Below are 26231 nucleotides of genomic sequence, written 5' to 3' on the forward strand. Positions count from 1 at the left end.
TCTGGCGCTGTTGAACCAAATGATTCATATTCGATGCAACTGTTACCCGTAAGCCAGGTGAAACTATGTTGCGTTCTATTGCCACCGTGTCTATTTCCGGAACTCTGCCTGAAAAACTGAGCGCGATTGCCGCCGCAGGTTATCAGGGGGTTGAGATCTTCGAAAATGATTTGCTCTATTATACCGGTACGCCTGCAGATGTCCGTAAAATGGCGGCCGATCTGGGGCTGAAAATCACGTTATTTCAGCCATTTCGTGATTTCGAAGGCGGAAATCGTGCGCAGTTTGCCGCCAATCTGGCCCGCGCCAGGCGTAAGTTTTCCCTGATGCATGAATTAGGCTGCGACACGATGCTGCTGTGCAGCAACGTACAGGCCGATTGTTCTGCCGACGTTGACTTGCAGGTGGCAGACCTGCGCGCCTTAGCGACGCTGGCCGAGCAGGAAAATATCAAGATTGGCTATGAAGCGTTAGCGTGGGGGACGCACGTTAACCGCTGGCACCAGGCCTGGGAACGGGTGAAAGCGGTCGATAGCCCGGCGATGGGCATCGTGCTCGACAGCTTCCACATCCTGTCGCTGGGGGACGATTTGAGCCGCCTGCACGAGGTCCCTATGGACAAAATCACCTTCCTGCAGCTGGCCGATGCGCCGCTGATGAAAATGGATGTCCTCGAATGGAGCCGCCATTTCCGCTGCTTCCCCGGTCAGGGCGAGCTGCCGCTGGTGGAATTTAGCCGTGAACTGACGCGCCTCGGGTATCGTGGGCCGTGGTCGCTTGAGATTTTTAACGATGGCTTCCGCGCATCTCCTAATGGTGCGACAGCTAAGGACGGTTACCGTTCGTTACTGTGGCTGGAAGAGCAAACGCGTCGTACGCTGGGGCAAACTGACGCCGATCTGTTTAACCCTGCGCCTTTACCGACCTTTAATGGCACCGAGTTTATCGAATTTGCCGCCAGCCCCGCGGAAGCGAAAAAGCTGAGCGCCATGCTGGAAGGCATGGGATTCCGATTGGCGGGAATGCATCGTTCCAAACAGGTTGCGCTGTGGAATAACGGCGGTGCACGGGTGATTATCAACTATCAACCCCATAGCTGGGCCGATCATTTTTATCAGCGTCACGGTGTGTCACTTTGCGCGATGGCGCTGCGGGTGAGCGAAAGTGCGCCAATCATTGCCCGTGCCAAAGCCTATGGTTACGCCACCTGGCAGGGGGATGTGGGGCCAAATGAAAGCGCGATTCCTGCCGTATGTGCGCCGGACGGCAGTTTGGTGTATCTGGTGGATGACGCGCTGGATATCTATGCCCAGGACTTTAATCTGACGACGACGGCCGATGAGGGCGCGCTGCTGGGAATCGATCATCTGGCATTAGGTATGGAAGCCGATAGCCGCGATAACTGGGTCATGTTTTGCCGCGCAGTGCTGGGCTTTACGCTTGAGCATGAGCAGACCATGCCCGACCCTTATGGCCTGGTGCGCAGTCTGGCGGTTCAAAGCCCGCAGGGCAATATCCGTCTGGCGTTGAATATTTCCCAAAGCCGGGCAACGCAGATTGCCCGCTCGGTAGCTTGCTACCAGGGGGCTGGATTGCAGCACGCCGCTTTTGCCTGCCACGATCTTCCTTCATTGCTCGACAATCAACCGCTGGCGCCGTCGCTCTCGCTGCCGGTGCCCGCTAATTATTACGACGATTTACTGGCGCGCTTTGGCGCATCGGCACACGTCGAACGCCTGCAACCCCAGCAAATCCTCTACGACCGTGACAGCGCGGGCGGTGAGTTTCTGCATCGCTACACCTGGCCGTTCAGCGAAGGGCGTTTCTTCTTTGAATTAACCGAAAGACGCCGCGGTTACGCGCAATATGGCGCGGTCAATGCAGCGGTAAGGCTTTCGGCAATGCAGTACCGGTAAAAGATAAAATGTACCAGTCGGTACGCAAGTACCGCTGGGCAGACCATAACAAGAAATATTCATCTGCACCCGACAACGACAGGTAAACACTATGAACTCACTCGGCCAGAATCGCATGGCTACCGCTGAGGCGGTTAACGCAGTTCCTCGCTCACGGCGGCGTATTGGTATTCTTGCGCTGCTCGCCGTGGGCACCATGATTAACTATCTCGATCGCACTGTACTGGGCATCGCGGCGCCTCAACTCACTCAGGAATTGGGGATTGGTGCCGCGGTGATGGGGATTGTGTTCTCCGCCTTTGCCTGGACCTATGCGCTGGCGCAAATCCCCGGCGGCATGTTTCTCGACCGATTTGGTAATAAAGTGACCTATTTTCTGGCGCTGAGCTTCTGGTCGCTGTTTACCTTGTTCCACGGTTTTGCCGTGGGTCTGAAAACGTTGCTGCTGTGCCGTTTTGGTTTGGGCGTCAGCGAAGCGCCGTGTTTTCCGGTCAATAGCCGAGTGGTGAGTGCCTGGTTCCCTCAGCACGAACGTGCCAAGGCCACGGCAGTCTATACCGTCGGTGAATACCTCGGGCTGGCCTGTTTTGCGCCGCTGCTGTTCTGGATCATGGACGGTTTTGGCTGGCGCATGCTGTTTGTTACCGTGGGCGTGGTGGGCATTTTGTTCGCCCTGGTCTGGTGGCGCCACTACCGCGAACCGCATGAAGATAAATATCTCAGCGAACAGGAGCGCGACTATATTACCGCCGGCGAGGGCATGAACACCGGCGCGGAGCAGCGCAAAGTGTTTAGCTGGCCGCTGGTGCGCCAACTGTTGAGCAAACGGCAGATTATCGGTGCCAGCATCGGACAGTTTGCCGGCAATACCGTGCTGGTCTTCTTTCTGACCTGGTTTCCCACTTATCTGGCGACCGAACGCCATATGCCGTGGCTGAAGGTCGGTTTCTTCGCCATTCTGCCATTTCTGGCAGCCGCAGGCGGCGTGATGTTCGGCGGCTGGGTCTCCGATAAACTGCTAAAGGCTACCGGCAATGCCAATCTCGGGCGCAAACTGCCGATTATTGCGGGGCTGCTGATGGCAAGCTGCATTATCAGCGCCAACTGGCTGCATAGCGATATGGCGGTGATTTTGGTGATGTCGTTTGCCTTTTTCGGCCAGGGGATGGTGGGGCTGGGCTGGACCTTGATTTCAGACATGGCGCCTAAGGGGCTGGGCGGGTTGACCGGTGGGCTGTTTAACTTTTGTGCCAATCTCGCGGGGATCCTGACGCCGCTGATTATTGGGTTTATCGTTGCCGCCTTCGGCAGTTTCTTCTATGCCCTGATCTATATTGGCGGCGCAGCGCTACTGGGGGTCGTGGCCTATCTGTTTATTCTGGGGGACGTCAAACGCCTCGAGTTGGATCTGCCGGAGCAGGAGGCCAGCCATGCAAATTAGTGGTCACACGCGGTTGATTGCGCATCTGGGCTACCCGACGGCCAGCTTCAAAGCGCCGATGATTTACAACCCGTGGTTTGAAAATCAGGCCGTGGATGTGAAAGTCGTGCCCATGGGGGTGACACCGGAAGATTATGCGGCGTTGATTCCTGCGTTATTTTCGTTAACTAATATATGCGGCGCGCTGGTCACGATGCCGCATAAAGTGGCGACCTGTGCGCTGGTCGACCGGCTGAGCCCCACCGCGCAAATCGCCGGGGCCTGTAACGCTATCCGCCGGGAGCCCGATGGTTCGCTCACCGGGGATATGTTTGACGGCGACGGCTTTGTGCGCGGCATTCAGCGTAAGGGATTTCAAACCGTCGGTGCCCGCGCGTTGGTGGTGGGAAGCGGGGGCGTCGGGTCGGCGATCGCCGCGTCGCTAGCCGCCGCAGGCGTGAGTGCGCTGACCTTGTATGATGCACGAGAGGATACGGCACGAGCGTTAGCTGACCGTCTACAGACCTATTATCCGCAGCTTAAGCTGACGGTGATGGCGAACGATCCGGCTGGGCATTCGCTGGTGGTGAATGCCACGCCGCTAGGAATGTCCTCTGGCGATCCGCTGCCGTTTGATGTTGAACGCCTGGAGCCCGGCGCGTTTGTCGGCGAAGTGGTGATGAAGCAAGAGTTTACGCCGCTGTTGCAGGCGGCGATGGCGAAGGGCTGTCCGGTACAGCGTGGAACCGATATGCTGTTTGAAATGATCCCCGCTTATCTGGATTTCTTCCACCTGCCGGTGGCGACGCCGGAGCAGCTAAAAGCGCTGGCGGAAATCCAGTACTAAAGCGCTGGTCAATAGCGTGATAGCCCGAGTAACATAACGCTTATTCTCGGGCTATCACGAACGTATTATGCATCCCACATTGACGCTGTTTGCGGCGGGCAGTCTCCGCCGCGCCTTTCTCCCCCTGCAGTCCCAATTTACCGCGCAAACCGGAATAGCGGTCGATATCACTTTTGGCCCGGCCGGTTTGCTACGTGAACGAATCGAAGAGGGGGAAACGTGCTCGATTTTTGCTTCCGCGAATCACCAGCATCCCCAGGCGCTTTACGAGGCAGGCCGCGCGCAAAAACCGCGGCTTTTTGCGCGTAATGAGCTTATCCTGACGGTGAAAAATAGCCCCCAAACTGCAGGGAAAGAGTGGCTGGAATTACTCAGTGATAAGGCCTTGCGGCTGGGGACATCAACACCGCAGTGCGATCCTTCCGGGGACTACACCTGGCAGCTGTTTGACCATCTTGACGCCAGCTATCCCGGGCTCGGTGAATCTCTCAAACGGCGGGCCAAGCAGCTGGTGGGCGGGCGCGACACGCTCACGCTGCCACCGGGCGTCATCGCGAGCAGTTGGCTGCTACGCGAAGGGTGGGCGGATTTATTTATCGGCTATGCGCACTACGCCACCGCGCTGGTGGGCGAGACCGATATCCGTAGCGTGCCCATTCCGGCCCCGTGGAATATTCGTTGCGATTATTATGTGACGCTGCTGGAACAGAGCGACGCTGCTCGTCAGTTCTGGCAATTTATTCTCGCGGAAGACGGACAGCGTTGTCTGCGCGACGCTGGTTTCATAACTGCTAACGTTTAAGTTCAAACAGCGGTGTCACGACGGTAGTGGGGTAATCGGCAAGCTGAATTTTACGCACCGTAACGCCGTAAGCCCGCTGTAGCGTCTCTTCCTGGACAATCTCGGCGGTAGGGCCAGCCAGCCACTGGCCGTCGGGCAGCAGTAGCAGCGTATGGCTGGCCACCTGAAGCGCGTGCGTGGGATCGTGGGTGGTGAACATCACCGTACGCGCCTGCACGCGGGCAAGATCGCAGATAAGCTGCAATACCGTTTGCTGGTTGCCTAAATCCAGTGCCGAGCAAGGCTCATCAAGCAGGATGTTCTGGCTGGCGCTGACCAGCGCGCGGGCAATCATGACCAACTGCTGTTGGCCGCCGGAAAGGTTGCTGAACAGCGTATCGGCCAGCCCGGCGATGTTCAACAGCGCCAGCGCTTCCCGCACCTGGCGCTCATCCTCCTCCTGCGGTTGAGCGAAGAGGGCGATATGGCGTGCGCGGCCCATTAACACCACCTCTTTCACTCGCCAGGCGAAGGCGGCGCGAAACGACTGCGGCACGATGCCGACGCCGCCGGATACGGTAACCTCGCCCGCCAGTGCAGGCAGTACGCCGGTTAGTGTATCCAAAAGGGTACTTTTACCACGCCCGTTCGCGCCCAGTACTGCCCAGACTTCGCCGGGCTGGCAGTGTAGATTTAACGGTTCAAACAGCGGTGCTTTGTGCCCATATTTCAGTTGTGAAAGGGTGAGCGACGGGGTCATTTGAGCATTCCTTTACGGCTTGCGCGAACCAGCATGACGGTAAATAGCGGGGCACCCACCAGAGCGGTGATAATTCCAATCGGGATTTCGGCAGCGGTTAACGTGCGGGCGAGATCGTCAACCAGTACCATAAAGCTGGCCCCCAGCCAGAAGGCGCAGGGCAGAAGGCGTCGGTGGTCGGCCCCGGCAAGCATCCGCGCCAGATGCGGGATGACCAACCCTACCCACGCAATACTGCCGCTGACCGCCACCTGGGCGGCGACCAGCAGCGCGCAGCACAGCAGCACGCCGCGACGGAGTGCGGTCACTCGCACACCGAGCGTACGGGCATCTTTATCATCCAGCGACAGCAGGTTAATCCGCCAGCGGAGCTTGAACAGCACCAGCGCTGCAACCGTCATCGGAAGGGCCAACAGCAGGACTTTTGTCCAGTTCGCGGTCGCAAAACTGCCCAGCAGCCAGAACACAATATTGGGCAGCACCTCTTCGGTATCGGCCATGTACTGCATCAGACTAACCAGCGCGGCAAAAAAACCGCTAAGGATAATCCCTGCCAGAATCAGCACCAGCGTACTTTCTCGCTTTTGCAGCGCTGCCAGCAGATAGACTAGCGTCAATGCCAGCAGGCCAAAGAAAAAGGTCGTCCCCATCATCATTGGCATACTGAGGCCGAGCAGGATGGCCAGCGTGCCGCCAAATGCGGAGCCTGAGGTGACGCCGATAATGTGCGGGTCGACGAGCGGGTTCTGAAACACCCCTTGCAGCGTGGCACCACACAAACCCAGCGCACCGCCGGCCAATAGCGCCATCAGGATCCGCGGTAATCGCACTGACCAGACAATCTGGTGAGCAATCTCTGTCGTATTGTGAGGATGTGTGAGCTGGAAGAGGACATCGCGAATCGATAACCCATACTGACCAAAGCACAGCGAAACGATGGCGACGGCCAGAGTGAGCAACATCAGCCCACCCTGAACCGTTTTGGGATGACTACTGATGCGCATTAGCCTGCCAGTGGGTGCGATAGAAACGGTGATAATAATCCTGGGCAGCGGCATCCACGTCGATGTCTTTATAGCGCTCTGGATAGAGCTTTTTCGCCATCCACAGTTCACCAATCGCCAGCGCTTCCGGCATCGGATAGCCCCAGGCTTTGGCGTATTCTGGCATCAACCATACGCGATGATTTTTCACCGCATCAATGGCCTGCCACTGCGGATCGGTGGTTATCTGTTTTACCACTTCCGGATAGCGATCCTGCACGAAGATCACCTGCGGATCCCACTTCAGAACCTGTTCTAGCGACACCTGGCGCGCACCTTTTACCGTGGCGGCGGCCACATTCATGGCCCCTGCATGCTGCATCATCAGCCCCGTGTACTTACCGGAACCGTAGGTATTCAGGTCCGGGTTTGCCATATAGACACGTACCTTTTCGGCCGGCGGAATTTCGGCGACAGGGGCATTAAATTTGGCGCGGGCGGCAAAGGTGTAGTCAATCAGCGCACTGGCTTCAGCCTGGCGATTGACCACCTCACCAATCAGGCGAATACCCTGTTTGAGTCCCTCGTTGTAGGCACGCTCTTCATCCGCCATCGATGGGTTCATTTTATTCTTTTCACCGGCGGCATCTTCACGCAGTGAAATAGCCACAACCGGGATCCCTGCATTCTGAATCTGCTGAATCATGGGCTCCGGCGCATAGTTGGCGACAAACACCACCTGCGGATGGAGCGCCAGCAGGCTTTCGATATTGACCTGCGTCAGGTCGCCCGGCATCGACATTTTATCAATCGACGGCATAAAGCGAGCGAACTCCGGGCCCAGCTGCTTTTTCCAACTGCTCAACACGCCGACAATATCATCGGCTGCATTGAGCTGAACCAGCAAATTGAGCGTCTGGTGTTGCAGAACCACCACGCGGTTAACGCTATCGGGTAGGGTAACCTGCCGGCCAAGCTGGTCGGTGACGGTACGGTCGGCGAGAGCTGGGGTGACAGCTGTCAGGCTAGCGCAAGCCAGCAGTAAGCTCAGAAGGAAACGGTGTAATGTGGACATGAGTCGCTCAGTCAGGGAGTGAATAAACGGTGTGTATTTGATTATATAACGAAAGCAATTGCAAACGGTCTGACCGAAATACCCCTAAATTTCTACTGGTAACCAAATCGCCAACGAAAAAGGCCGCAGAGTTGCCCCTGCGGCCCGGTTCGGGCGCATGCTGCCATTGTGACGGCAATGACGCCCGGGCGGCTATTTCCGGCTACGCCACCAGCCCAAAATCAGACCGGTCAGCACGCCGACCATGACCGGAGCGGCCAGATCGTGCCAGAACATCCACACCCACTGCATTAGCGTCATTGCGCCATCCTGATTGCAATGGCAACGGTTCGCGGCTATTCTCAACTTGTCGAAGGTCAAGTTAGCCCCCGTTTTGTTGCCAGGTTTTTACCGAACAACGTGCGGGGGTTTTCTCTTTCCAGCAACAGCTGCCGCCAGGGATCAAGCCCCCGCAACATTGCGCCTCTCCCGAGTAACGGGATTACGACGATCCTATAGCAAGCGCCATGCCGCCGACAATCGTTGAGTGCTGGATAAATATCCAGTTGTTTATTTTTCGGAATATCGCCCGACTCAAAACGAAAAAGGCCGCAGAGTTACCCCTGCGTCCCGGTTCGGGCGCATGCTGCCATTGTGACGGCAATGACGCCCGGGCGGCTATTTCCGGCTACGCCACCAGCCCAGAATCAGACCGGTCAGCACGCCGACCATGACCGGAGCGGCCAGATCGTGCCAGAACATCCACACCCACTGCATTAGCGTCATTGCGCCATCCTGATTGCAATGGCAACGGTTCGCGGCTATTCTCAACTTGTCGAAGGTCAAGTTAGCCCCCGTTTTGTTGCCAGGTTTTTACCGAACAACGTGCGGGGGTTTTCTCTTTCCAGCAACAGCTGCCGCCAGGGATCAAGCCCCCGCAACATTGCGCCTCTCCCGAGTAACGGGATTACGACGATCCTATAGCAAGCGCCATGCCGTCGACAATCGTTGAGTGCTGGATGGATATCCAGTTGTGCGTTTTTTAAGATTATCACCCGATAGCCACGCTCAATTTTTTGATATTAGGCTTTTATGCATGCGAATCACGCACTGACGTTTGCACACAATTCGCCACACAACCTTCACCGTCGTTCTCGTATTTTCTGCTTAACTGGAAGTCTTGCCCGCTTTCGAGTACCGCTATGGATCGTCGACAGTTTATATCGCGTTTTGCCGCCACTGCGCTGGTAGTGAAGTCCGGATCTATTTTTGCCGCGCCCGCCGTTAAATCTATCCAGACGCTGCCGCTGTGGCCGGGAACGCCTCCCGGCGGCGGTGGGCCTGTGGGCGAAATGATCACCACACCTAAGGGAGCGCAAACGCATATTGCCGTGCCATACCTGACCGTTATGCAGCCAGCATCGTCGAAAGGCTATGGCGTGTTGATTGCCGCCGGTGGCGGTTTCCAGCGTATTGAGATGGCAATGGAGGCCTGGCCTGCGGCGTATTGGCTGGTTGAACGCGGATATACGGCCTACATGCTCAGCTATCGCTTACCGGGTGAAGGCTGGAACGATGGGCATAATGTGGCCTTGCAGGATGCGCAGCGAGCCCTGCGCATCCTGCGAAGCCGCGAGCAGCAGGTGAGCGTGTTGGGCTTTTCTGCTGGAGGACATCTGCTGGCAATGGCGGCGCTCCGGCCCGATTACCGCAGCTATCCGCTAGTGGACGCGTTGGACAATCAGCCAGCGCGGGCCGACAGCGCGGCGCTGATTTACCCAATCATTACGCTGGAAAAACCGTACACCCACACCGCAACGCACAAGATGCTGGTGGGTCACCGCGCAACGGGCGCGCAGGAGGCCGCCTGGTCGGTGCAAAACTACGTCAGGCCTCAGACGCCACCGGTGTTTCTGGTGCAGGCGGAAGATGACCCCGTTTCCAGCCCACAAAATACGTTAATTATGCAAGCTGCCTGCATTCGTGAACGGGTACCCGTCACGATGTATCGTTACCCAACCGGCGGTCACGGCTTTGCCATGGGCCGGCCGGGCACGCCAACCGTTAGCTGGCCGGGCCATTACGAAAAATGGTTACGGCAGGCATAAAAGCGCGGCGCTGAATCATTCCGCCTCAACCGGCGTCAGATAATCCAGGCGCAACGGTTCTGCTAGCAGGCTGTCCATCTGGCCAATAAAGGTCTGAAAATGGGGCAGGGAAATGTGCTCTTCCAGCGCAGCCTCGTCGACCCAGGATTCGCGCATGTAGAAGGTCTCAGGCTCATCGCGCAGTTGGAACAAAGCGTAATCCAGATTACCTTCCTCCTGGCGCGTTGGCAGCAGCAGGGCGCTTAGCGCCTGACGAAGCTGTTGTGTTTTACCGGCTTTCGCCTTCAATACCGCAATGATCGAAACCATCTCAAAACCCCTCCAGAACAATTTTGCCTACCGCACGGCCGGTTTCTAATTGTGCGTGGGCCTTTTGCAAATTTTCGGCGTTGATAGTGCCGTAATGTTCGCCGAGCGTGGTTTTGATGGTTTGGTTATCAATCAGCGTCGCCACTTCGGTTAACAGTTGATGCTGAGCGACGATATCGCGAGTCTCAAACATGGAACGGGTGAACATAAACTCCCAGTGCAATGAAATGCTTTTTAGCTTCAGCGGCACCACATCCAGGCTTTGCGGATCGTCTATCAGCGCCAGTTTCCCCTGCGGGGCAAGGGCGGCGATCAGCTGTAAATAATGGCCTTCGGTATTATTCAGGCTAGCAACATGGGTGACTTCTTTGATACCAATGCGTGCCAGCTCTTCGCTCAGCGGTTGGTTGTGATCGATAACATGGTGTGCTCCGGCATCGCGTACCCACTTTTGGCTTTGCGGACGAGAGGCGGTACCAATTACCGTCATCCGGGTCAGTTTACTGGCCAACTGCGTCAGAATAGAACCGACGCCGCCGGCGGCTCCAACGATCAGCAACGTATCGCCAGCATTGCCGTCACGCTGGACGCCGAGACGATCGAACAGCAGTTCCCAGGCGGTGATAGCAGTCAGCGGCAGCGCTGCCGCCGAGGCGTTATCCAGCGTTTTGGGCTTCAGCGCCACGATACGCTCATCGACAAGCTGGAATTCGCTATTACTGCCAGGGCGCCCTAACGCACCGGCGTACCAGACTTCATCACCGGGTGTGAATAAGGTGACGGCATCGCCTATCGCTTTCACTACGCCAACGGCGTCCCAGCCCAGTACTCTTGGCGTTTCGGAGGCGAATCCGGAGCGCACTTTGGTATCGACAGGGTTGACGGAAATGGCCTTAATTTCGACCAGAATATCGTGACCTTGAGCCTGCGGCATAGGGAGCTCGATGGCGTGAATAAACGGAATGTTGCTGCCTTCAGCGGCGGCGCGGGTAATGGCAAAGGCTTTCATAATATCTCCGGGTCATGTTCTGCAATACCCGGATAGTAGGCGCAAGCGGCAAGGGTAAAAATAGCCCGCGGGCAATAACAGTTATACGCAAATCGCGAAAATCACCTCAGTCAGAGGCGTTCATAGAAGATCTCTTCTTCCTCCATACGCTCTTCAATTTGCCGGGTGACCCGCTGTAATGCCGCCAAATGTTTCTCCGCCGCCTGCTCGATGGTCATCGCTTTGGCGATATAAACAAGGTTGAGACAGCCGATGACGCGCGCCTGGCTGCGCACCGGAACGGCGATGGAGGCAATTTTCTGCTCTAGCTGCCAGCCCTGGAAGTTCGCGCCATAGCCGTTTTGCCGCGTTCGTTCGAGGATGGCGTGGAGTTTTTCCGGTTCGCGCGCCAGTTGGTATTCCTCCTCCGGACGACCGGCCAGCATATCGATAATCGGCTGGCGTTCGCTGTCCGGTGAGAAGGCAAGCCAGGTGAGGCCTGATGCGGTCAACAGCAGCGGCAGGCGACGCCCCACCATTGAGCGGTGAAAGGAGAGACGGCTGAAACGGTGTGTGGTCTCGCGCACCACCATTGCATCGACGTCCAAAGTGGTTAAATCGGTGGGCCAAATGACTTCGCGCAATAATTCGCCAAGTAGCGGTGTGGCGAGTGCAGAAATCCAATGCTCGTCACGAAATCCCTCGCTTAACTGCCGAACTTTGAGGGTTAAGCGAAAACTGTCGTCTGACAGGCTGCGACGGACATAGCCCTCTTCCTGTAGGGTCTCCAGCAGCCGTCGTACGGTGGTGCGATGCAGGCCGCTAAACTCCGCCAGGGTCGCGGTGGATGCGCCTCCGTCAAATTTGTTTAACAAATTTAGCAACAATAAACCGCGGGTTAATCCGCGGACGGTTTTGTAGTCTGTTCCATCACCACTATTCATTATTCCCGCCATTTATTTATCTAAAACAACGATGTGCACTTGGTGCACATCCGGGCTTGTTTTGATTGTAGCGCAAATCCCCGGACATATACTGCGTCCATTATAAAAATATCTTTACATCAAATTAACAAGTGCCGATTGCTGTTAACCGCAACCGACCGCTTGGTCCGAGTCGTGAGGTATAGAAGATGACAACATCCAATCCGGATATCCAACCCGCAGTGCAACACCAAGTTCAGGTCGCTATCGCTGGCGCCGGCCCGGTCGGGCTGATGATGGCGAACTACCTGGGCCAGATGGGCGTGGAAGTATTAGTGGTCGAAAAGCTCGATAAGCTTATCGACTATCCCCGCGCTATCGGCATTGACGATGAAGCGCTACGCACCATGCAGTCCGTGAATCTCGTCGATAAGGTCTTGCCGCATACCACGCCGTGGCACGCCATGCGTTTTCTGACGCCAAAAGGGCGCTGTTTTGCCGATATTCAGCCGATGACCGATGAGTTTGGCTGGTCGCGTCGTAACGCATTTATCCAACCGCAGGTGGATGAGGTGATGTATCAGGGGCTAAAACGCTTCCCAAACGTTCGCTGCCTGTTCTCACGCGAACTCGAAGCCTTTAGTCAAAATGGTGACAGTGTCACTATTAATGTGAAGGGCGCTGACGGTGAACGTGAAACCATTAAGGCCGACTGGCTGGTAGCTTGCGATGGCGGTGCAAGCGTGATTCGCCGCACGCTCAACGTGCCGTTTGAAGGCAAAACTGCCCCCAACCAGTGGATTGTTATCGATATCGCCAACGACCCGCTGGCCACGCCCCATATTTATCTGTGCTGCGATCCGGTGCGTCCGTACGTCTCCGCCGCGCTGCCGCACGGTGTCCGTCGTTTCGAATTTATGGTGATGCCTGGGGAAACCGAGGCGCAGCTCAGCCAGCCGGATAACATGCGGCAGTTGCTCAGCCAGGTGTTGCCAGATCCCGACAACGTTGAGCTGATTCGCCAGCGCGTTTATACCCACAACGCCCGTCTGGCCGAACGCTTCCGGATTGACCGCGTCCTGCTCGCGGGCGACGCGGCCCACATCATGCCGGTTTGGCAGGGGCAGGGTTACAACAGCGGTATGCGCGACGCCTTCAATCTGGCGTGGAAACTGGCGCTGGTGGTGAACGGAAAAGCCGGTGACGCGCTGCTGGATAGCTATCAACAGGAACGCCGCGATCACGCCAAGGCGATGATTGATCTCTCGGTTACCGCCGGTAACGTTCTGGCACCGCCGAAACGCTGGCACGGCGCGGTACGTGATGGTATTTCCTGGCTACTGAACTATATCCCGCCGGTGAAACGCTACTTCCTTGAAATGCGCTTTAAACCGATGCCGCAGTATCGTGAAGGGGCGCTATTGCTGGAAGGCGATGCGAAACGCTCGCCGGTCGGCAAGATGTTTATTCAACCGAAAGTCACTCGGGAAAACGGCGATGTGATGCTGCTTGATGAGGTGATTGGCGCGAAATTTGCGGTGATTGCCTGGGGATGTAATCCGCTGTGGGGAATGAATGCCAGCCAGTTGGCGCAATGGCGTGAATTAGGCACCTGTTTTATTCAGGTGGTGCCGGAGGTGCAAATCCGTACTCCGCAGGACAATTTCGATGGCGTTATCCGCATTGGTGATACCCAAAACCGCCTGAAAACCTGGTTTGCCGCACAGGATGCGTCGATTGCCATCGTACGCCCGGATCGTTTTGTCGCCGCGCTGGCGATTCCGCAAACCTTAAATCAAAAACTCGACAAACTCGCTCACGTGATGGCCTTAACCCGCGTGGCTTCAGAGCTTCACGTTGAAAAGGTGGCCTAAGATGAATGCCTATCTCCACTGTCTCTCTCACACGCCGCTGGTGGGCTACGTCGATCCAGAGCAAGCGGTGCTGGATGAGGTCAACGGTGTCATTGCCGCTGCCCACGACCGTATTGCTGACTTCGCACCAGAACTGGTGGTGCTGTACGCCCCGGATCACTACAACGGCTTTTTCTATGACGTCATGCCGCCATTTTGCCTGGGCGTGGGGGCCACCTCAATTGGTGACTTTTCCAGCGCCGCCGGCGAACTGCCGGTGCCGGGTGAACTGGCGGAAGCCTGCGCTCATTCGGTGATGAAAAGCGGCATCGATCTCGCCGTCTCCTACTGCATGCAGGTGGATCATGGCTTTGCCCAACCCCTGGAGCTACTGCTCGGCGGGCTGGATAAAGTGCCGGTGCTACCGGTGTTTATCAACGGTGTAGCCACGCCGCTGCCGGGGTTCCAGCGTACCCGCATGCTGGGCGAAGCGATGGGGCGTTTTCTGTCAACGCTGAATAAGCGGGTGCTGATTTTAGGTTCCGGCGGTCTGTCGCATCAGCCGCCGGTACCGGAGCTGGCGAAAGTGGATGCGCATATGCGCGATCGCCTGTTGGGCAGCGGCAAACAACTGCCGGCAGATGAACGCGAACTGCGCCAGCGTCGGGTAATTGAAGCCGCGGAACGGTTTGTTGAAGACCAGAAGACGTTACACCCGCTTAACCCTATCTGGGACAACCAGTTTATGACGCTGCTTGAGCAGCGCCGTCTGGCCGAGCTGGACGCTATCAGCAACGAAGAGCTGTCAGCGATTGCCGGCAAATCAACGCACGAAGTGAAAACCTGGGCTGCCGCCTTTGCCACGTTGTCCGCCATGGGCAATTACCGCACGGAAGGCCGCTACTATCGCCCGATCCCCGAGTGGATCGCCGGATTCGGCTCCCTGAGCGCCAAAACAACGAATTGATTAAGCAGGAGAATATCATGAGCTATCAACCACAAACCGAAGCCGCAACCAGCCGTTTTCTCAATGTCGACGAAGCCGGACAGACGCTGCGTATCCACTACAACGATTGTGGTCAGGGGGACGAAACCGTAGTTCTGCTGCACGGGTCCGGCCCAGGGGCAACCGGATGGGCAAACTTCAGCCGCAACATTGACCCGTTAGTGGAGGCAGGCTATCGCGTGCTGTTACTGGACTGCCCGGGCTGGGGGAAAAGCGACTCTATTGTCAACGCCGGTTCCCGTTCCGATCTTAACGCCCGCATTCTAAAAAGCGTGGTCGATCAGCTGGATATCGAGAAAGTGCATTTGCTGGGCAACTCAATGGGTGGCCACAGCGCGGTCGCCTTTACCCTAACGTGGCCTGAGCGGGTGGGCAAACTGGTTCTGATGGGCGGTGGCACCGGCGGCATGAGCCTGCTTACCCCGATGCCGACCGAAGGCATCAAGCTGCTCAACGGTCTGTATCGCGAGCCGACCATCGAAAATCTCAAGAAGATGATGAACATTTTCGTCTACGACACCAGCGATTTGACCGAGGCGCTGTTTGAAGCCCGTCTTAACAACATGCTGTCGCGTCGCGATCATCTGGAAAACTTTATTAAAAGCCTGGAAGCCAACCCGAAACAGTTCCCGGACTTCGGGCCGCGTCTGGGGGAAATTAACGCACAGACTTTGGTGGTCTGGGGCCGTAACGATCGATTCGTCCCGATGGACGCTGGGCTGCGTCTGCTTTCGGGTATTAACGGCTCGGAGCTGCATATTTACCGCGATTGCGGGCACTGGGCGCAGTGGGAGCATGCGGATGCCTTCAACCAACTGGTACTGAACTTCCTCGACCGCGCTTAAGGAATCGACATGTCAAATTACTCTCTGGAATCGCTGGCGCAGGCTTTACGCCATGCCGAAGAACACGGCCAAACCATTGAGCCGCTGCGTGAGATGATCGGCCTGCAAAATGCCGAAGCGGCGTATGCCATTCAGCGTATTAACGTTGAGTACGGTGTGGCGCAGGGGCGTCGTATCGTGGGGCGTAAAGTGGGGTTAACCCATCCCAAAGTGCAGCAGCAGTTGGGCGTTGATCAGCCGGATTTCGGCACGCTGTTTGCCGACATGTGCTACGGCGATAACGAAACTATCCCATTTGGTCGCGTGCTGCAGCCAAAAATTGAAGCGGAAATTGCGCTGATACTGAACCGCGATTTACCGCACGCCGATACCACCTTTGACGAGCTATTCAACGCCATCGAATGGGTGGTTCCAGCGCTGGAAGTGGTCGGCAGCCGCGTACGCGACTGGTCGATTAAATTCGTTGATACGGTGGCAGATAACGCCTCCTGCGGCGTGTACGTGGTCGGCGGGCCGGCGCAGCGCCCGGCATCGCTGGATCTGAAAAACTGCGCCATGACGATGACGCGTAACCACGAAGAGGTTTCCAACGGACGCGGCAGCGAATGCTTAGGCCATCCGCTCAACGCCGCGGTATGGCTGGCTCGCAAAATGGCCAGCCTCGGTGAACCGCTGCGGGCGGGCGATATCGTTCTGACCGGCGCGCTCGGTCCGATGGTTGCGGTTAACCCGGGCGATCGTTTTGACGCGTTTATCGAAGGCATTGGATCGGTATCCGCGACGTTTTCTGCCAAAGAGCAAGAAGGAAAGCAGTCATGAGTAAATGCAAAGTCGCCATCATCGGTTCCGGCAACATCGGTACCGATCTGATGATCAAAATTCTCCGCCACGGCAAGCACCTTGAAATGTCAGTGATGGTGGGGATTGACCCAAACTCCGACGGCCTGGCGCGCGCCAGCCGGATGGGCGTCGCGACCACTCATGAAGGGGTGAGCGGGCTGATGGCGATGAAAGAGTTCGCCGATATCGACATTGTGTTTGACGCCACTAGCGCCGGGGCACACATCAAAAACGACGCGGCGTTGCGCGAGGCCAAACCGGATATTCGGTTGATCGATCTGACGCCAGCGGCAATTGGCCCGTACTGCGTACCGGTGGTCAACCTGGATCAAAACCTCTCCCAGGGTAACGTCAATATGGTGACCTGCGGCGGCCAGGCAACGATCCCGATGGTGGCGGCGGTTTCGCGGGTGGCGAAAGTGCACTATGCCGAAATCATCGCCTCAATTTCCAGTAAATCCGCCGGCCCGGGTACGCGCGCCAACATTGATGAATTTACCGAAACCACCTCGCAGGCGATTGAAGTGGTGGGCGGCGCGGCGAAAGGTAAAGCCATTATTATCCTTAACCCGGCAGAGCCGCCGGTGATGATGCGCGATACGGTCTATGTGCTGAGCGAGGCAGCATCGCAGGTGGAGATCGAGGCTTCCATCGCCGAGATGGCCGCGGCGGTGCAGGCCTATGTGCCGGGCTATCGCCTGAAACAGAAAGTCCAGTTTGAGGTTATTCCTGCGGATAAACCGGTCAACATCCCGGGCGTGGGGCAGTTCTCCGGGCTGAAAACGGCCGTCTATCTGGAAGTTGAAGGGGCGGCGCACTATCTGCCGGCCTACGCTGGCAATCTCGACATTATGACCTCGGCGGCGATGTCGACCGCCGAAAAAATGGCCCAAACGCGGGTGAACGTGGCAGGAGAAGTCGCATGAACGGTAAAAAACTCTATATCTCGGACGTGACGCTGCGCGACGGCATGCACGCCATCCGCCATCAGTATTCGTTAGACAACGTGCGCCAGATTGCCAAAGCGCTGGATGACGCGCGCGTTGACTCCATCGAAGTGGCGCACGGTGACGGCCTACAGGGCTCCAGCTTTAACTATGGCTTCGGCGCCCACAGCGACGTTGAGTGGATTGCGGCGGCGGCGGAAGTGGTCACCCACAGTAAGATCGCCACGCTGCTGATCCCTGGAATCGGCACGCTGCACGATCTCAAAAATGCGTACCAGGCAGGCGCGCGCGTGGTGCGCGTTGCCACGCACTGCACCGAAGCGGATGTTTCCGCTCAGCACATTGCCTATGCACGCGAGCTGGGAATGGACACCGTTGGTTTCCTGATGATGAGCCATATGACTACCCCGGAAAATCTGGCGAAGCAGGCCAAATTGATGGAAGGCTACGGTGCGACCTGTATCTACGTGGTGGACTCCGGCGGCGCGATGAATATGAACGACATTCGTGACCGCTTCCGCGCGCTCAAAGATGTGCTCAAGCCCGAAACGCAAACCGGCATGCACGCTCACCATAACCTGAGCCTGGGCGTGGCCAACTCGCTGGTGGCGGTCGAAGAGGGCTGCGATCGTATTGATGCCAGCCTCGCCGGGATGGGCGCAGGGGCCGGTAATGCGCCGCTGGAGGTGTTTATCGCCGCCGCGGATAAACAGGGCTGGCAGCACGGTACCGATCTCTACGCGCTGATGGCGGCCGCTGACGATCTGGTGCGTCCATTGCAGGATCGCCCCGTCCGCGTGGACCGTGAAACGTTGGCGCTGGGCTATGCCGGTGTCTATTCCAGCTTCCTGCGCCACAGCGAAGTGGCCGCCGTGCGCTATGGCCTGAGCGCGGTTGATATTCTGGTGGAGCTGGGTAAACGCCGAATGGTTGGCGGTCAGGAAGATATGATCGTTGACGTGGCGTTGGATCTGAAAGCCAAAGCGCAAGCCTGATAATGATCCGGTCGGCAATGTATCGACCGGGCGAACGAGAATGAAAAAAACAATGTGGCCGGCAACGTATCGGCCACCTTTTAACCTGCACTCTACGAAAGGTCGCACGATGTCGAATATTACGAATGTTTCCTCACCGCCGAACACTTCACGCCTGATGCAAACCGTCGGGCTGTGCTTTTTAGTGGCCCTGATGGAAGGGCTGGATTTACAGGCTGCCGGCATTGCTGCCGTGGGTATCGCCCAGGCATTTGAGCTGGATAAAATGCAGATGGGCTGGATATTTAGCGCCGGTATTCTCGGCCTGCTGCCCGGCGCGCTGGGCGGCGGTGTGCTGGCAGACCGCTACGGCCGTAAAAAAGTGCTGCTGGGCTCGGTGGCGCTGTTTGGCCTGTTCTCCATTGTTACCGCACTGGCATGGGATTATCCCTCGCTGGTGTTTGCCCGTTTGATGACCGGCGTCGGTCTCGGCGCGGCGCTGCCCAATCTGATCGCCTTAACCTCTGAAGCCGCTGGCCCGCGTTTTCGCGGCACGGCGGTCAGCCTGATGTACTGCGGTGTGCCGATTGGCGCTGCATTGGCTGCGGCGATGGGCGCGAGTGGCCTCGCGCAGGCGTGGCAAACGATTTTCTGGGTAGGCGGTATCGTTCCATTATTGTTGGTGCCGCTACTGATGTTGCGACTTCCTGAGTCGCAGGCGTTCTGCGCCGGGCAGGCGGATACGCCAATGCCGCTGCGGGCGATTTTCGCCTCAGACACACGTTCAGCCACACTGCTGCTGTGGCTGTGCTATTTCTTCACGCTGCTGGTGGTCTACATGTTGATCAACTGGCTGCCTATGCTGCTGGTAGATCAAGGGTTTAGCCGTTCTCAGGCCTCCGGCGTGATGTTTGCCCTGCAAATGGGGGCGGCGCTTGGGACGCTGATACTGGGCGCGCTGATGGATAAACTCAGTCCACTGACCATGTCGCTGCTGATCTACTCCGGGATGTTGGCGTCGCTGATTGCGCTAGGCGCGGCGAACTCGTTTAGCCTAATGATGGTGGCCGGTTTTATCGCGGGGATGTTCGCGACTGGCGGACAAAGCGTGCTTTACGCGCTGGCCCCGCTGTTTTATCGCACGGAGATCCGCGCCACTGGCGTGGGGACGGCCGTCGCCGTCGGACGGCTTGGTGCGATGAGTGGCCCACTGCTGGCAGGGAAAATGCTGGCGTTGGGCACCGGAACCGTGGGGGTGATGGCCGCGTCGGCGCCGGGGATTGTGCTGGCTGGCGTGGCGGTGTTTTGGCTGATGAAAAAGCATCAACGCAACGCGGCGGCTGAAAGCATCGCGCCGTAAACTCGCGACTGTGTAGCGGAATGCCATGATATTTTTTAATGTTATGGCATAAAAAGCACAGTTCTCTCGTCGAGAGCGTTCCTATACTGTTGTTCACATTCATCACGATGCAACAGGCAGGACGTTATGACCCAGTACGGCACGTTTTCCCTTGGTTCTCAGTTTGTTAATCGCCTCGGTTACGGGGCGATGCAGTTGGCCGGCCCCGGCGTATTTGGCCCGCCAAAGGACCGTCATGCAGCGATTGATGTTTTGCGTGAAGCGCTGGCGCTGGGCGTCAATCATATCGACACCAGCGATTTTTATGGTCCACACGTTACCAACCAAATTATTCGCGAAGCGCTGCACCCGTATGCCGACGATCTGGTGATCGTCACCAAAATCGGCGCTCGTCGCGGTGATGACGCCTCCTGGTTACCGGCTTTCTCGGCGGCAGAGCTCAAACAGGCGGTGCATGATAATCTGCGCAACCTCGGGCTTGAGGTGCTGGATGTGGTCAATATGCGGGTGATGATAGGCGACGGCCATGCACCGCGAGAAGGCTCGATTGAGGCCTCGGTCAGCGTGCTGGCCGAACTGCAACAGCAGGGGCTGGTGAAGCATATCGGGCTGAGTAACGTGACGCCAACGCAGGTCGCCGAGGCGCGCAAGGTGGCGGACATTGTCTGCGTACAGAACGAATACAATATTGCCCACCGCCATGACGATGCGCTGATTGACGCATTGGCGCGTGACGGCATTGCCTATGTTCCGTTTTTCCCGTTAGGGGGATTCTCGCCGCTGCAATCGTCAATCTTAAATGACATTGCTGCATCACTTGGCGCTACGCCTATGCAGGTGGCGCTGGCCTGGCTGCTGCACCGTTCGCCAAATATCCTGCTGATCCCCGGTACATCGTCGGTGGCGCACCTGCGGGAAAATATGGCGGCGGCACAGCTAAAACTGTCGACGGAAACGCTGGCGGCACTTGACGGTATTGCGGCAAAGGGCTAACGGGAGGCGCAATGGCTGAAAAACTCTCCGCCCAGTGCCACTGCGGCGCGGTGGCGTTTACCGTCGAGCTCAGCGATGGGTTTAATACGATACGGCGCTGCAACTGTTCATATTGCCGGATGCGCGGTGCGGTGGCGGTGTCCGCGCCGCTGTCGGGCATTACCTTGTTACGAGGGCAGGACAAGCTGACGGAGTACCGTTTTAATACCGGCGAAGCGGTGCATTTTTTCTGCTCGGTGTGCGGCATTTATCCGTTTCACCAGCGGCGGTCGAATCCGCAGCAGTACGGGATTAACGTTGCCTGTATTGAGGGCGTTTCACCGTTCGATTTTCCCTGCGTTGAGGTTCACGACGGGGTCAATCATCCTAAGGATGGGGGCGGTGGCGTGGTAGGGTATCTACGCTACGAGAAAAAGTAGGCGGCGGATAAAACAAAAAACCCTGCGATTAAGCAGGGTTTTTCTATTGCCATGCGCGATTAAGCGACCAGGCTGTCGATAGCCGCTTTGGCATCGGAAGTCGCTTTGGTAGCCACTTCTGGGCCGTAAGCGATGCCTTCAGCGAAGACGACGTTCACGTCGGTGATCCCGATGAAGCCCAGGAACACGTTCAGATATGGGGTGATCAGGTCAGTTGGGGAATCTTTATGGATCCCGCCACGGCTGGACAGCACGATAGCGCGTTTGCCGGTTACCAGACCTTCTGGACCTTTCTCGGTGTAGCGGAACGTCACGCCAGCACGGGCAATCAGGTCGAAGTAGTTTTTCAGCTGAGTTGGGATGTTGAAGTTGTACATTGGCGCTGCGATAACAATCACATCGTGAGCTTTCAGCTCGGCAATCAGCTCGTCAGAGAGCGTCAGGGCTTCTTGCTGGCGTGGGGTCAGCGGAGAGTCGCTTGGGCGCAGCGCGCCAACCAGTTCGCCATCCAGCACTGGGATTGGATTGGCAGCCAGGTCACGGACGGTGATTTCGTCAGCGGAGTGCTTTTCGCGCCACTGTTCAACAAAATAGTCGGACAGCTGACCTGATTGAGAGTAGCCTGCCAGGATGCTGGATTTCAGAACCAATACTTTGCTCATAGGTAATTCCTTATATTTGATTGACGGGCGTTGCCCTGTTGCTTGATGACACTCTATTCACATTCCTGCCACAGGGATAGCGCAATATATCGAATTCTATTGTCAGTTTTTTTGAACAAGGCATGAAATAGACAAATGTGGTACGCTAGGACCATACTTTATAAGAGCTTTTTCCTGGCAGTACGCTGCCCGATAACACTATGACAGAACAACAGAAAATCACCTTTGCGATGCTGAATCAGCGCCTTGAGGCCCTGATGCTGCGGGATAAACAGCGATTTGCCCGTCGTTTACACGGCGTTAAAAAGGTTAAAAATCCTGATGCTCAACAGGCCATTATTCAGGAGATGGCGCAAGAAATTGAACAGGCTGCCGGTAAAGTCGTGCTGCGTGAAGCCGCGCGTCCGGTGATTGAATACCCGGACAACCTGCCCGTTAGCCAGAAAAAACAGGCGATTCTTGAAGCCGTACGCGATAACCAGGTGGTGATCGTGGCGGGGGAAACCGGTTCGGGGAAAACCACCCAGTTGCCGAAAATCTGTATGGAACTGGGGCGTGGGATAAAGGGGCTGATTGGCCATACCCAGCCGCGTCGCCTGGCGGCGCGAACCGTCGCCAACCGTATTGCCGAAGAGCTGAAAACTGAACCGGGTGGCTGCATCGGTTACAAAGTGCGTTTTAGCGATCACGTCAGCGATAACACCATGGTGAAACTGATGACCGACGGGATTTTGCTGGCTGAGATCCAGCAGGACCGTCTGTTGATGCAGTACGACACCATCATTATTGATGAAGCGCACGAACGTAGTCTGAACATCGATTTTTTACTGGGCTATCTGCGCGAGCTGCTGCCGCGTCGTCCGGATCTGAAAATCATCATCACCTCGGCAACCATCGACCCGGAACGCTTTTCGCGCCACTTTAACAATGCGCCAATTATCGAAGTTTCCGGCCGTACTTATCCGGTTGAGGTTCGCTATCGCCCGATTGTTGAAGACGCCGACGATACCGAACGCGATCAGCTGCAGGCGATTTTTGACGCCGTCGATGAATTGGGCCGTGAAAGCGCCGGCGATATTCTGATCTTTATGAGCGGTGAACGCGAAATTCGCGATACCGCCGATGCGCTCAGCAAGCGCGACCTGCGGCATACCGAAATTCTGCCGCTGTACGCGCGGTTGTCGAACAGCGAGCAGAACCGGGTTTTCCAGTCGCACAGCGGGCGTCGCATCGTGCTGGCCACCAACGTTGCCGAAACCTCACTGACCGTACCGGGAATCAAGTATGTGATTGACCCGGGTACCGCGCGCATCAGCCGCTACAGCTATCGCACCAAAGTGCAGCGTCTGCCGATCGAGCCGGTGTCACAGGCCTCGGCAAACCAGCGTAAGGGGCGCTGCGGCCGTGTGTCTGAAGGCATCTGTATTCGTCTGTATTCAGAAGACGATTTCCTGTCGCGCCCGGAATTTACTGACCCGGAAATTCTGCGTACCAACCTGGCCTCCGTCATTCTCCAGATGACGGCGTTAGGCTTAGGCGATATTGCCGCGTTTCCGTTCGTTGAAGCGCCGGATAAACGCAATATTCAGGACGGCGTGCGCCTGCTCGAAGAGCTCAGTGCTATTACCACCGACGAACAGCAGGCAGCCTATAAACTGACGCCGCTAGGCCGTCAGCTCAGCCAACTGCCGGTCGATCCGCGTCTGGCGCGTATGGTGCTGGAAGCGCAAAAACACGGCTGCGTCCGTGAAGCGATGATTATCACCTCGGCGCTCTCTATTCAGGATCCGCGTGAGCGGCCGATGGACAAAAAGCAGGCGTCGGATGAGAAACATCAGCGCTTCCATGACAAAGAGTCTGACTTCCTGGCCTTTGTTAATCTGTGGAACTATCTCGGCGAACAGCAAAAAGCGCTGTCGTCGAACCAGTTCCGCCGTCAGTGCAAGCTGGATTACCTCAACTACCTGCGGGTGCGCGAGTGGCAGGACATCTACACCCAACTGCGCCAGGTGGTGAAAGAGCTGGGCATTCCGGTGAACAGTGAACCGGCGGAATATCGTGAAATTCATATCGCGCTGCTGACCGGCCTGCTGTCGCATATCGGCATGAAGGATACTGATAAACAGGAGTTTACCGGTGCACGTAACGCCCGCTTCTCCATCTTCCCGGGATCCGGGCTGTTTAAGAAGCCACCGAAATGGGCGATGGTCGCGGAACTGGTCGAAACCAGCCGTCTGTGGGGCCGCATTGCGGCGCGCATCGATCCGGAATGGGTTGAGCCCGTGGCGCAGCATCTGATCAAGCGCTCATACAGTGAACCGCACTGGGAGCGCGCGCAGGGCGCAGTAATGGCGACAGAAAAAGTTACCGTTTACGGCCTGCCAATTGTGGCGGCGCGAAAGGTCAACTACAGCCAAATTGACCCGGCGCTATGCCGCGAGCTGTTTATTCGCCACGCGCTGGTAGAGGGCGACTGGCAAACGCGCCACGCCTTCTTCCGCGACAACTTAAAGCTGCGCAGCGAAATTGAAGAGCTGGAGCATAAATCGCGTCGTCGCGATATCCTGGTGGATGATGAGACGATGTTTGAATTTTATGACCAGCGCATCAGCCATGACGTCATTTCCTCGCGCCACTTTGACAAATGGTGGAAACAGGCCAGCCGCGAAACGCCGGATCTGCTCAACTTTGAAAAGAGCATGCTGATTAAAGAAGGCGCGGAGCAGGTCAGCAAGCTGGACTACCCGAACTTCTGGCATCAGGGCAATCTGAAGCTGCGCCTGACCTATCAGTTTGAGCCGGGGGCCGATGCCGATGGGGTCACGGTACATATCCCGCTGCCGCTGTTAAATCAGGTGGAAGAGGCCGGTTTTGAGTGGCAAATTCCCGGGTTGCGCCGTGAGCTGATTATCGCGCTGATTAAATCGCTGCCGAAACCGGTACGACGTAATTTTGTACCCGCGCCAAACTATGCGGAAGCCTTCTTAGGCCGCGTGACGCCGCTGGAGCTACCGCTGCTTGATTCGCTGGAGCGTGAATTGCGCCGGATGACCGGCGTTACCGTTGAACGCGACGCCTGGCAGTGGGATCAGGTGCCCGATCACCTGAAAATCACTTTCCGGGTGGTTGACGACAAAAATAAGAAGCTGCAGGAAGGGCGCGTTTTACAGGATTTAAAAGATGCGCTGAAAGGTAAGGTTCAGGAGACGCTCTCCTCGGTTGCTGACGACGGTATCGAACAGAACGGCCTGCACATCTGGAGCTTTGGCGACCTGCCTGAACGTTATGAACAAAAGCGCGGCAACTATAAGGTGAAAGCCTGGCCGGCGCTGGTGGATGAACGTGACAGTGTCGCGATCAAACTGTTTGATAACGAGCTGGAACAGCAGCAGATGATGTGGCGCGGCCTGCGCCGCCTGTTGCTGCTGAACATCCCGTCGCCGATTAAATATCTGCACGAGAAGCTGCCGAACAAAGCCAAGCTTGGCCTCTACTTCAACCCGTACGGCAAGGTCTTGGATCTGATTGATGATTGCATCTCCTGCGGGGTTGATAAGCTGATTGATGAGGCGGGTGGACCGGTATGGACCGAAGCGGGCTTTACCGCGCTGCACGAGAAAGTGCGTGCCGACCTTAACGAAACGGTGGTGGGCATAGCCAAGCAGGTTGAGCAGATCCTCACGGCGGTATTTAACGTCAACAAGCGGCTGAAAGGGCGCGTAGACATGACCATGGCGCTGGGACTGTCGGATATCAAGGCGCAGATGAACGGCCTGGTGTATCGCGGATTTGTCACCGGCAACGGTTTCCGTCGATTAGGTGATACGCTGCGCTATCTGCAGGCGATTGAAAAACGGCTGGAGAAAATGGCGGTCGACCCGCATCGTGATCGCGCGCAGATGCTGAAGGTGGAAAGCGTACAGCAGGCGTGGCAGCAGTGGCTGAATAAACTGCCGCCGGCGCGCCGGGAGGATGAAGACGTGAAAGAGATCCGCTGGATGATTGAAGAGCTGCGCGTCAGCTTCTTCGCACAGCAACTCGGAACACCGTATCCGATCTCCGATAAGCGTATTCTGCAGGCGATGGAGCAGATTGTTGCTTAAAGCAGATGGCCGGCCGGATTAAGACGGTTGGGGTTTAATGCTCGGCGGTACTTATGTTTTGTAGAATTTGAAACAACAGTATTGGTGAATTGGCAAAGGGGTGCTGCGCCCCTTTGCCCTCTCTGCGGCGAAATCGGTGC

The 26231-nt window shown here is 56.9% G+C and carries 24 protein-coding genes; 15 read left to right on the top strand and 9 right to left on the bottom strand.

Features of this window, described 5'->3' with window-relative positions; all coding sequences use genetic code 11:
* The first annotated feature begins 65 nt into the window (after nt 1–65).
* The 4 genes from KCR01S_RS15095 to KCR01S_RS15110 all read left to right on the top strand — a co-directional run bounded on the left by KCR01S_RS15095 (nt 66) and on the right by KCR01S_RS15110 (nt 4985).
* Nucleotides 66–1916 carry a bifunctional sugar phosphate isomerase/epimerase/4-hydroxyphenylpyruvate dioxygenase family protein gene (locus tag KCR01S_RS15095; RefSeq protein WP_061283508.1) on the top strand — a complete coding sequence of 617 codons (1851 nt, stop codon included), beginning with the start codon at nt 66–68 and terminating at the stop codon, nt 1914–1916.
* A gap of 91 nt (nt 1917–2007) precedes the next feature.
* Nucleotides 2008–3357, top strand: a complete 1350-nt coding sequence (locus KCR01S_RS15100) for an MFS transporter (RefSeq protein ID WP_061283510.1) — start codon at nt 2008–2010, stop codon at nt 3355–3357.
* The gene (locus KCR01S_RS15105) at nt 3347–4183 is read left to right on the top strand and encodes a shikimate dehydrogenase family protein (RefSeq protein WP_061283512.1); all 837 of its coding nucleotides are present in this window, start codon (nt 3347–3349) and stop codon (nt 4181–4183) included. Before KCR01S_RS15100 ends, KCR01S_RS15105 begins: the two co-directional genes overlap by 11 nt.
* Before the next feature lie 64 nt (nt 4184–4247).
* A complete protein-coding gene (locus KCR01S_RS15110; RefSeq protein ID WP_061283514.1) occupies nt 4248–4985 on the top strand; it encodes a substrate-binding domain-containing protein in 738 nt (245 codons plus the stop codon).
* On the opposite strand, the gene KCR01S_RS15115 is transcribed toward KCR01S_RS15110, so the two are convergent.
* From KCR01S_RS15115 to KCR01S_RS24280, 5 genes are all read right to left on the bottom strand, one after another.
* Entirely contained in the window at nt 4975–5724 is a 750-nt protein-coding gene (locus KCR01S_RS15115; protein WP_061283517.1) for an ABC transporter ATP-binding protein, read from the bottom strand. The two genes, KCR01S_RS15110 and KCR01S_RS15115, sit on opposite strands and share 11 nt — an antisense overlap.
* Complete coding sequence (locus KCR01S_RS15120) at nt 5721–6728, bottom strand: FecCD family ABC transporter permease (RefSeq protein ID WP_061283520.1); 1008 nt, start codon at nt 6726–6728, stop codon at nt 5721–5723. Before KCR01S_RS15120 ends, KCR01S_RS15115 begins: the two co-directional genes overlap by 4 nt.
* Entirely contained in the window at nt 6715–7782 is a 1068-nt protein-coding gene (locus tag KCR01S_RS15125) for an ABC transporter substrate-binding protein (RefSeq protein ID WP_061283521.1), read from the bottom strand. Before KCR01S_RS15125 ends, KCR01S_RS15120 begins: the two co-directional genes overlap by 14 nt.
* A 192-nt stretch (nt 7783–7974) precedes the next feature.
* Nucleotides 7975–8082 carry a type I toxin-antitoxin system toxin Ldr family protein gene (locus KCR01S_RS24275; RefSeq protein ID WP_061283524.1) on the bottom strand — a complete coding sequence of 36 codons (108 nt, stop codon included), beginning with the start codon at nt 8080–8082 and terminating at the stop codon, nt 7975–7977.
* Nucleotides 8083–8439: 357 nt separating this feature from the next.
* Nucleotides 8440–8547: a type I toxin-antitoxin system toxin Ldr family protein gene (locus KCR01S_RS24280; protein WP_061283524.1), complete on the bottom strand. Its 108-nt coding sequence runs from the start codon at nt 8545–8547 to the stop codon at nt 8440–8442.
* 416 nt (nt 8548–8963) lie between these two features.
* Here KCR01S_RS24280 and KCR01S_RS15140 point away from each other — a divergent pair, with 416 nt between their 5' ends.
* Complete coding sequence (locus KCR01S_RS15140; protein ID WP_061283525.1) at nt 8964–9869, top strand: alpha/beta hydrolase; 906 nt, start codon at nt 8964–8966, stop codon at nt 9867–9869.
* Nucleotides 9870–9884: 15 nt separating this feature from the next.
* On the opposite strand, the gene KCR01S_RS15145 is transcribed toward KCR01S_RS15140, so the two are convergent.
* From KCR01S_RS15145 to KCR01S_RS15155, 3 genes are all read right to left on the bottom strand, one after another.
* A complete protein-coding gene (locus KCR01S_RS15145) occupies nt 9885–10178 on the bottom strand; it encodes a putative quinol monooxygenase (protein ID WP_061283527.1) in 294 nt (97 codons plus the stop codon).
* 1 nt (nt 10179) lies between these two features.
* Nucleotides 10180–11187 (bottom strand): zinc-binding alcohol dehydrogenase family protein, encoded by a 1008-nt coding sequence (locus KCR01S_RS15150; RefSeq protein ID WP_061283529.1) that lies wholly within the window; start codon nt 11185–11187, stop codon nt 10180–10182.
* A 110-nt stretch (nt 11188–11297) separates the two neighbouring features.
* Nucleotides 11298–12110: a DNA-binding transcriptional regulator gene (locus KCR01S_RS15155; RefSeq protein WP_061283530.1), complete on the bottom strand. Its 813-nt coding sequence runs from the start codon at nt 12108–12110 to the stop codon at nt 11298–11300.
* 188 nt (nt 12111–12298) lie between these two features.
* Between KCR01S_RS15155 and KCR01S_RS15160 the strand changes: the two genes are divergently transcribed.
* The 9 genes from KCR01S_RS15160 (at nt 12299) to KCR01S_RS15200 (ending at nt 21326) form a co-directional block, all read left to right on the top strand.
* Nucleotides 12299–13963 (top strand): bifunctional 3-(3-hydroxy-phenyl)propionate/3-hydroxycinnamic acid hydroxylase, encoded by a 1665-nt coding sequence (locus tag KCR01S_RS15160; protein WP_061283532.1) that lies wholly within the window; start codon nt 12299–12301, stop codon nt 13961–13963.
* A 1-nt stretch (nt 13964) separates the two neighbouring features.
* On the top strand, nt 13965–14909 hold the full coding sequence (gene mhpB, locus KCR01S_RS15165) for a 2,3-dihydroxyphenylpropionate/2,3-dihydroxicinnamic acid 1,2-dioxygenase (RefSeq protein WP_061283534.1): 945 nt from the start codon (nt 13965–13967) through the stop codon (nt 14907–14909).
* Between the two features lie 17 nt (nt 14910–14926).
* On the top strand, nt 14927–15793 hold the full coding sequence (gene mhpC, locus KCR01S_RS15170; protein WP_061283536.1) for a 2-hydroxy-6-oxonona-2,4-dienedioate hydrolase: 867 nt from the start codon (nt 14927–14929) through the stop codon (nt 15791–15793).
* Nucleotides 15794–15802: 9 nt separating this feature from the next.
* On the top strand, nt 15803–16612 hold the full coding sequence (gene mhpD / locus KCR01S_RS15175; RefSeq protein ID WP_061283537.1) for a 2-keto-4-pentenoate hydratase: 810 nt from the start codon (nt 15803–15805) through the stop codon (nt 16610–16612).
* A complete protein-coding gene (mhpF, locus tag KCR01S_RS15180) occupies nt 16609–17559 on the top strand; it encodes an acetaldehyde dehydrogenase (RefSeq protein ID WP_061283539.1) in 951 nt (316 codons plus the stop codon). The genes mhpD and mhpF overlap by 4 nt, the downstream gene beginning before the upstream one ends.
* On the top strand, nt 17556–18575 hold the full coding sequence (mhpE, locus tag KCR01S_RS15185) for a 4-hydroxy-2-oxovalerate aldolase (protein ID WP_061283541.1): 1020 nt from the start codon (nt 17556–17558) through the stop codon (nt 18573–18575). The genes mhpF and mhpE overlap by 4 nt, the downstream gene beginning before the upstream one ends.
* A 109-nt stretch (nt 18576–18684) precedes the next feature.
* Entirely contained in the window at nt 18685–19914 is a 1230-nt protein-coding gene (mhpT, locus tag KCR01S_RS15190) for a 3-(3-hydroxy-phenyl)propionate transporter MhpT (protein ID WP_061283675.1), read from the top strand.
* Nucleotides 19915–20040: 126 nt separating this feature from the next.
* Complete coding sequence (locus tag KCR01S_RS15195) at nt 20041–20907, top strand: aldo/keto reductase family oxidoreductase (RefSeq protein WP_061283543.1); 867 nt, start codon at nt 20041–20043, stop codon at nt 20905–20907.
* An 11-nt stretch (nt 20908–20918) separates the two neighbouring features.
* On the top strand, nt 20919–21326 hold the full coding sequence (locus tag KCR01S_RS15200) for a GFA family protein (protein WP_061283545.1): 408 nt from the start codon (nt 20919–20921) through the stop codon (nt 21324–21326).
* 59 nt (nt 21327–21385) lie between these two features.
* Here KCR01S_RS15200 and azoR read toward each other — a convergent pair whose 3' ends face one another.
* Nucleotides 21386–21988 carry an FMN-dependent NADH-azoreductase gene (gene azoR / locus KCR01S_RS15205; RefSeq protein WP_052284973.1) on the bottom strand — a complete coding sequence of 201 codons (603 nt, stop codon included), beginning with the start codon at nt 21986–21988 and terminating at the stop codon, nt 21386–21388.
* Nucleotides 21989–22188: 200 nt separating this feature from the next.
* Here azoR and hrpA point away from each other — a divergent pair, with 200 nt between their 5' ends.
* Entirely contained in the window at nt 22189–26091 is a 3903-nt protein-coding gene (gene hrpA, locus KCR01S_RS15210; RefSeq protein WP_061283547.1) for an ATP-dependent RNA helicase HrpA, read from the top strand.
* The last annotated feature ends 140 nt before the right edge of the window (nt 26092–26231 follow it).

This window comes from Kluyvera cryocrescens NBRC 102467 (genome assembly GCF_001571285.1).
Taxonomy (GTDB): Bacteria; Pseudomonadota; Gammaproteobacteria; order Enterobacterales; family Enterobacteriaceae; genus Kluyvera; species Kluyvera cryocrescens.

What these genes read in the sequence shown, in the direction of transcription:
- KCR01S_RS15095 (WP_061283508.1), top strand. Translation starts at nt 66, where the DNA reads ATGTTGCGTTCTATTGCCACCGTGTCTATTTCCGGAACTCTGCCTGAA.
- KCR01S_RS15100 (WP_061283510.1), top strand. Translation starts at nt 2,008, where the DNA reads ATGAACTCACTCGGCCAGAATCGCATGGCTACCGCTGAGGCGGTTAAC.
- KCR01S_RS15105 (WP_061283512.1), top strand. Translation starts at nt 3,347, where the DNA reads ATGCAAATTAGTGGTCACACGCGGTTGATTGCGCATCTGGGCTACCCG.
- KCR01S_RS15115 (WP_061283517.1), bottom strand. Translation starts at nt 5,724, where the DNA reads ATGACCCCGTCGCTCACCCTTTCACAACTGAAATATGGGCACAAAGCA.
- KCR01S_RS15120 (WP_061283520.1), bottom strand. Translation starts at nt 6,728, where the DNA reads ATGCGCATCAGTAGTCATCCCAAAACGGTTCAGGGTGGGCTGATGTTG.
- KCR01S_RS15125 (WP_061283521.1), bottom strand. Translation starts at nt 7,782, where the DNA reads ATGTCCACATTACACCGTTTCCTTCTGAGCTTACTGCTGGCTTGCGCT.
- KCR01S_RS24275 (WP_061283524.1), bottom strand. Translation starts at nt 8,082, where the DNA reads ATGACGCTAATGCAGTGGGTGTGGATGTTCTGGCACGATCTGGCCGCT.
- KCR01S_RS24280 (WP_061283524.1), bottom strand. Translation starts at nt 8,547, where the DNA reads ATGACGCTAATGCAGTGGGTGTGGATGTTCTGGCACGATCTGGCCGCT.
- KCR01S_RS15140 (WP_061283525.1), top strand. Translation starts at nt 8,964, where the DNA reads ATGGATCGTCGACAGTTTATATCGCGTTTTGCCGCCACTGCGCTGGTA.
- KCR01S_RS15145 (WP_061283527.1), bottom strand. Translation starts at nt 10,178, where the DNA reads ATGGTTTCGATCATTGCGGTATTGAAGGCGAAAGCCGGTAAAACACAA.
- KCR01S_RS15150 (WP_061283529.1), bottom strand. Translation starts at nt 11,187, where the DNA reads ATGAAAGCCTTTGCCATTACCCGCGCCGCCGCTGAAGGCAGCAACATT.
- KCR01S_RS15155 (WP_061283530.1), bottom strand. Translation starts at nt 12,110, where the DNA reads ATGAATAGTGGTGATGGAACAGACTACAAAACCGTCCGCGGATTAACC.
- KCR01S_RS15160 (WP_061283532.1), top strand. Translation starts at nt 12,299, where the DNA reads ATGACAACATCCAATCCGGATATCCAACCCGCAGTGCAACACCAAGTT.
- mhpB (WP_061283534.1), top strand. Translation starts at nt 13,965, where the DNA reads ATGAATGCCTATCTCCACTGTCTCTCTCACACGCCGCTGGTGGGCTAC.
- mhpC (WP_061283536.1), top strand. Translation starts at nt 14,927, where the DNA reads ATGAGCTATCAACCACAAACCGAAGCCGCAACCAGCCGTTTTCTCAAT.
- mhpD (WP_061283537.1), top strand. Translation starts at nt 15,803, where the DNA reads ATGTCAAATTACTCTCTGGAATCGCTGGCGCAGGCTTTACGCCATGCC.
- mhpF (WP_061283539.1), top strand. Translation starts at nt 16,609, where the DNA reads ATGAGTAAATGCAAAGTCGCCATCATCGGTTCCGGCAACATCGGTACC.
- mhpE (WP_061283541.1), top strand. Translation starts at nt 17,556, where the DNA reads ATGAACGGTAAAAAACTCTATATCTCGGACGTGACGCTGCGCGACGGC.
- mhpT (WP_061283675.1), top strand. Translation starts at nt 18,685, where the DNA reads ATGTCGAATATTACGAATGTTTCCTCACCGCCGAACACTTCACGCCTG.
- KCR01S_RS15195 (WP_061283543.1), top strand. Translation starts at nt 20,041, where the DNA reads ATGACCCAGTACGGCACGTTTTCCCTTGGTTCTCAGTTTGTTAATCGC.
- KCR01S_RS15200 (WP_061283545.1), top strand. Translation starts at nt 20,919, where the DNA reads ATGGCTGAAAAACTCTCCGCCCAGTGCCACTGCGGCGCGGTGGCGTTT.
- azoR (WP_052284973.1), bottom strand. Translation starts at nt 21,988, where the DNA reads ATGAGCAAAGTATTGGTTCTGAAATCCAGCATCCTGGCAGGCTACTCT.
- hrpA (WP_061283547.1), top strand. Translation starts at nt 22,189, where the DNA reads ATGACAGAACAACAGAAAATCACCTTTGCGATGCTGAATCAGCGCCTT.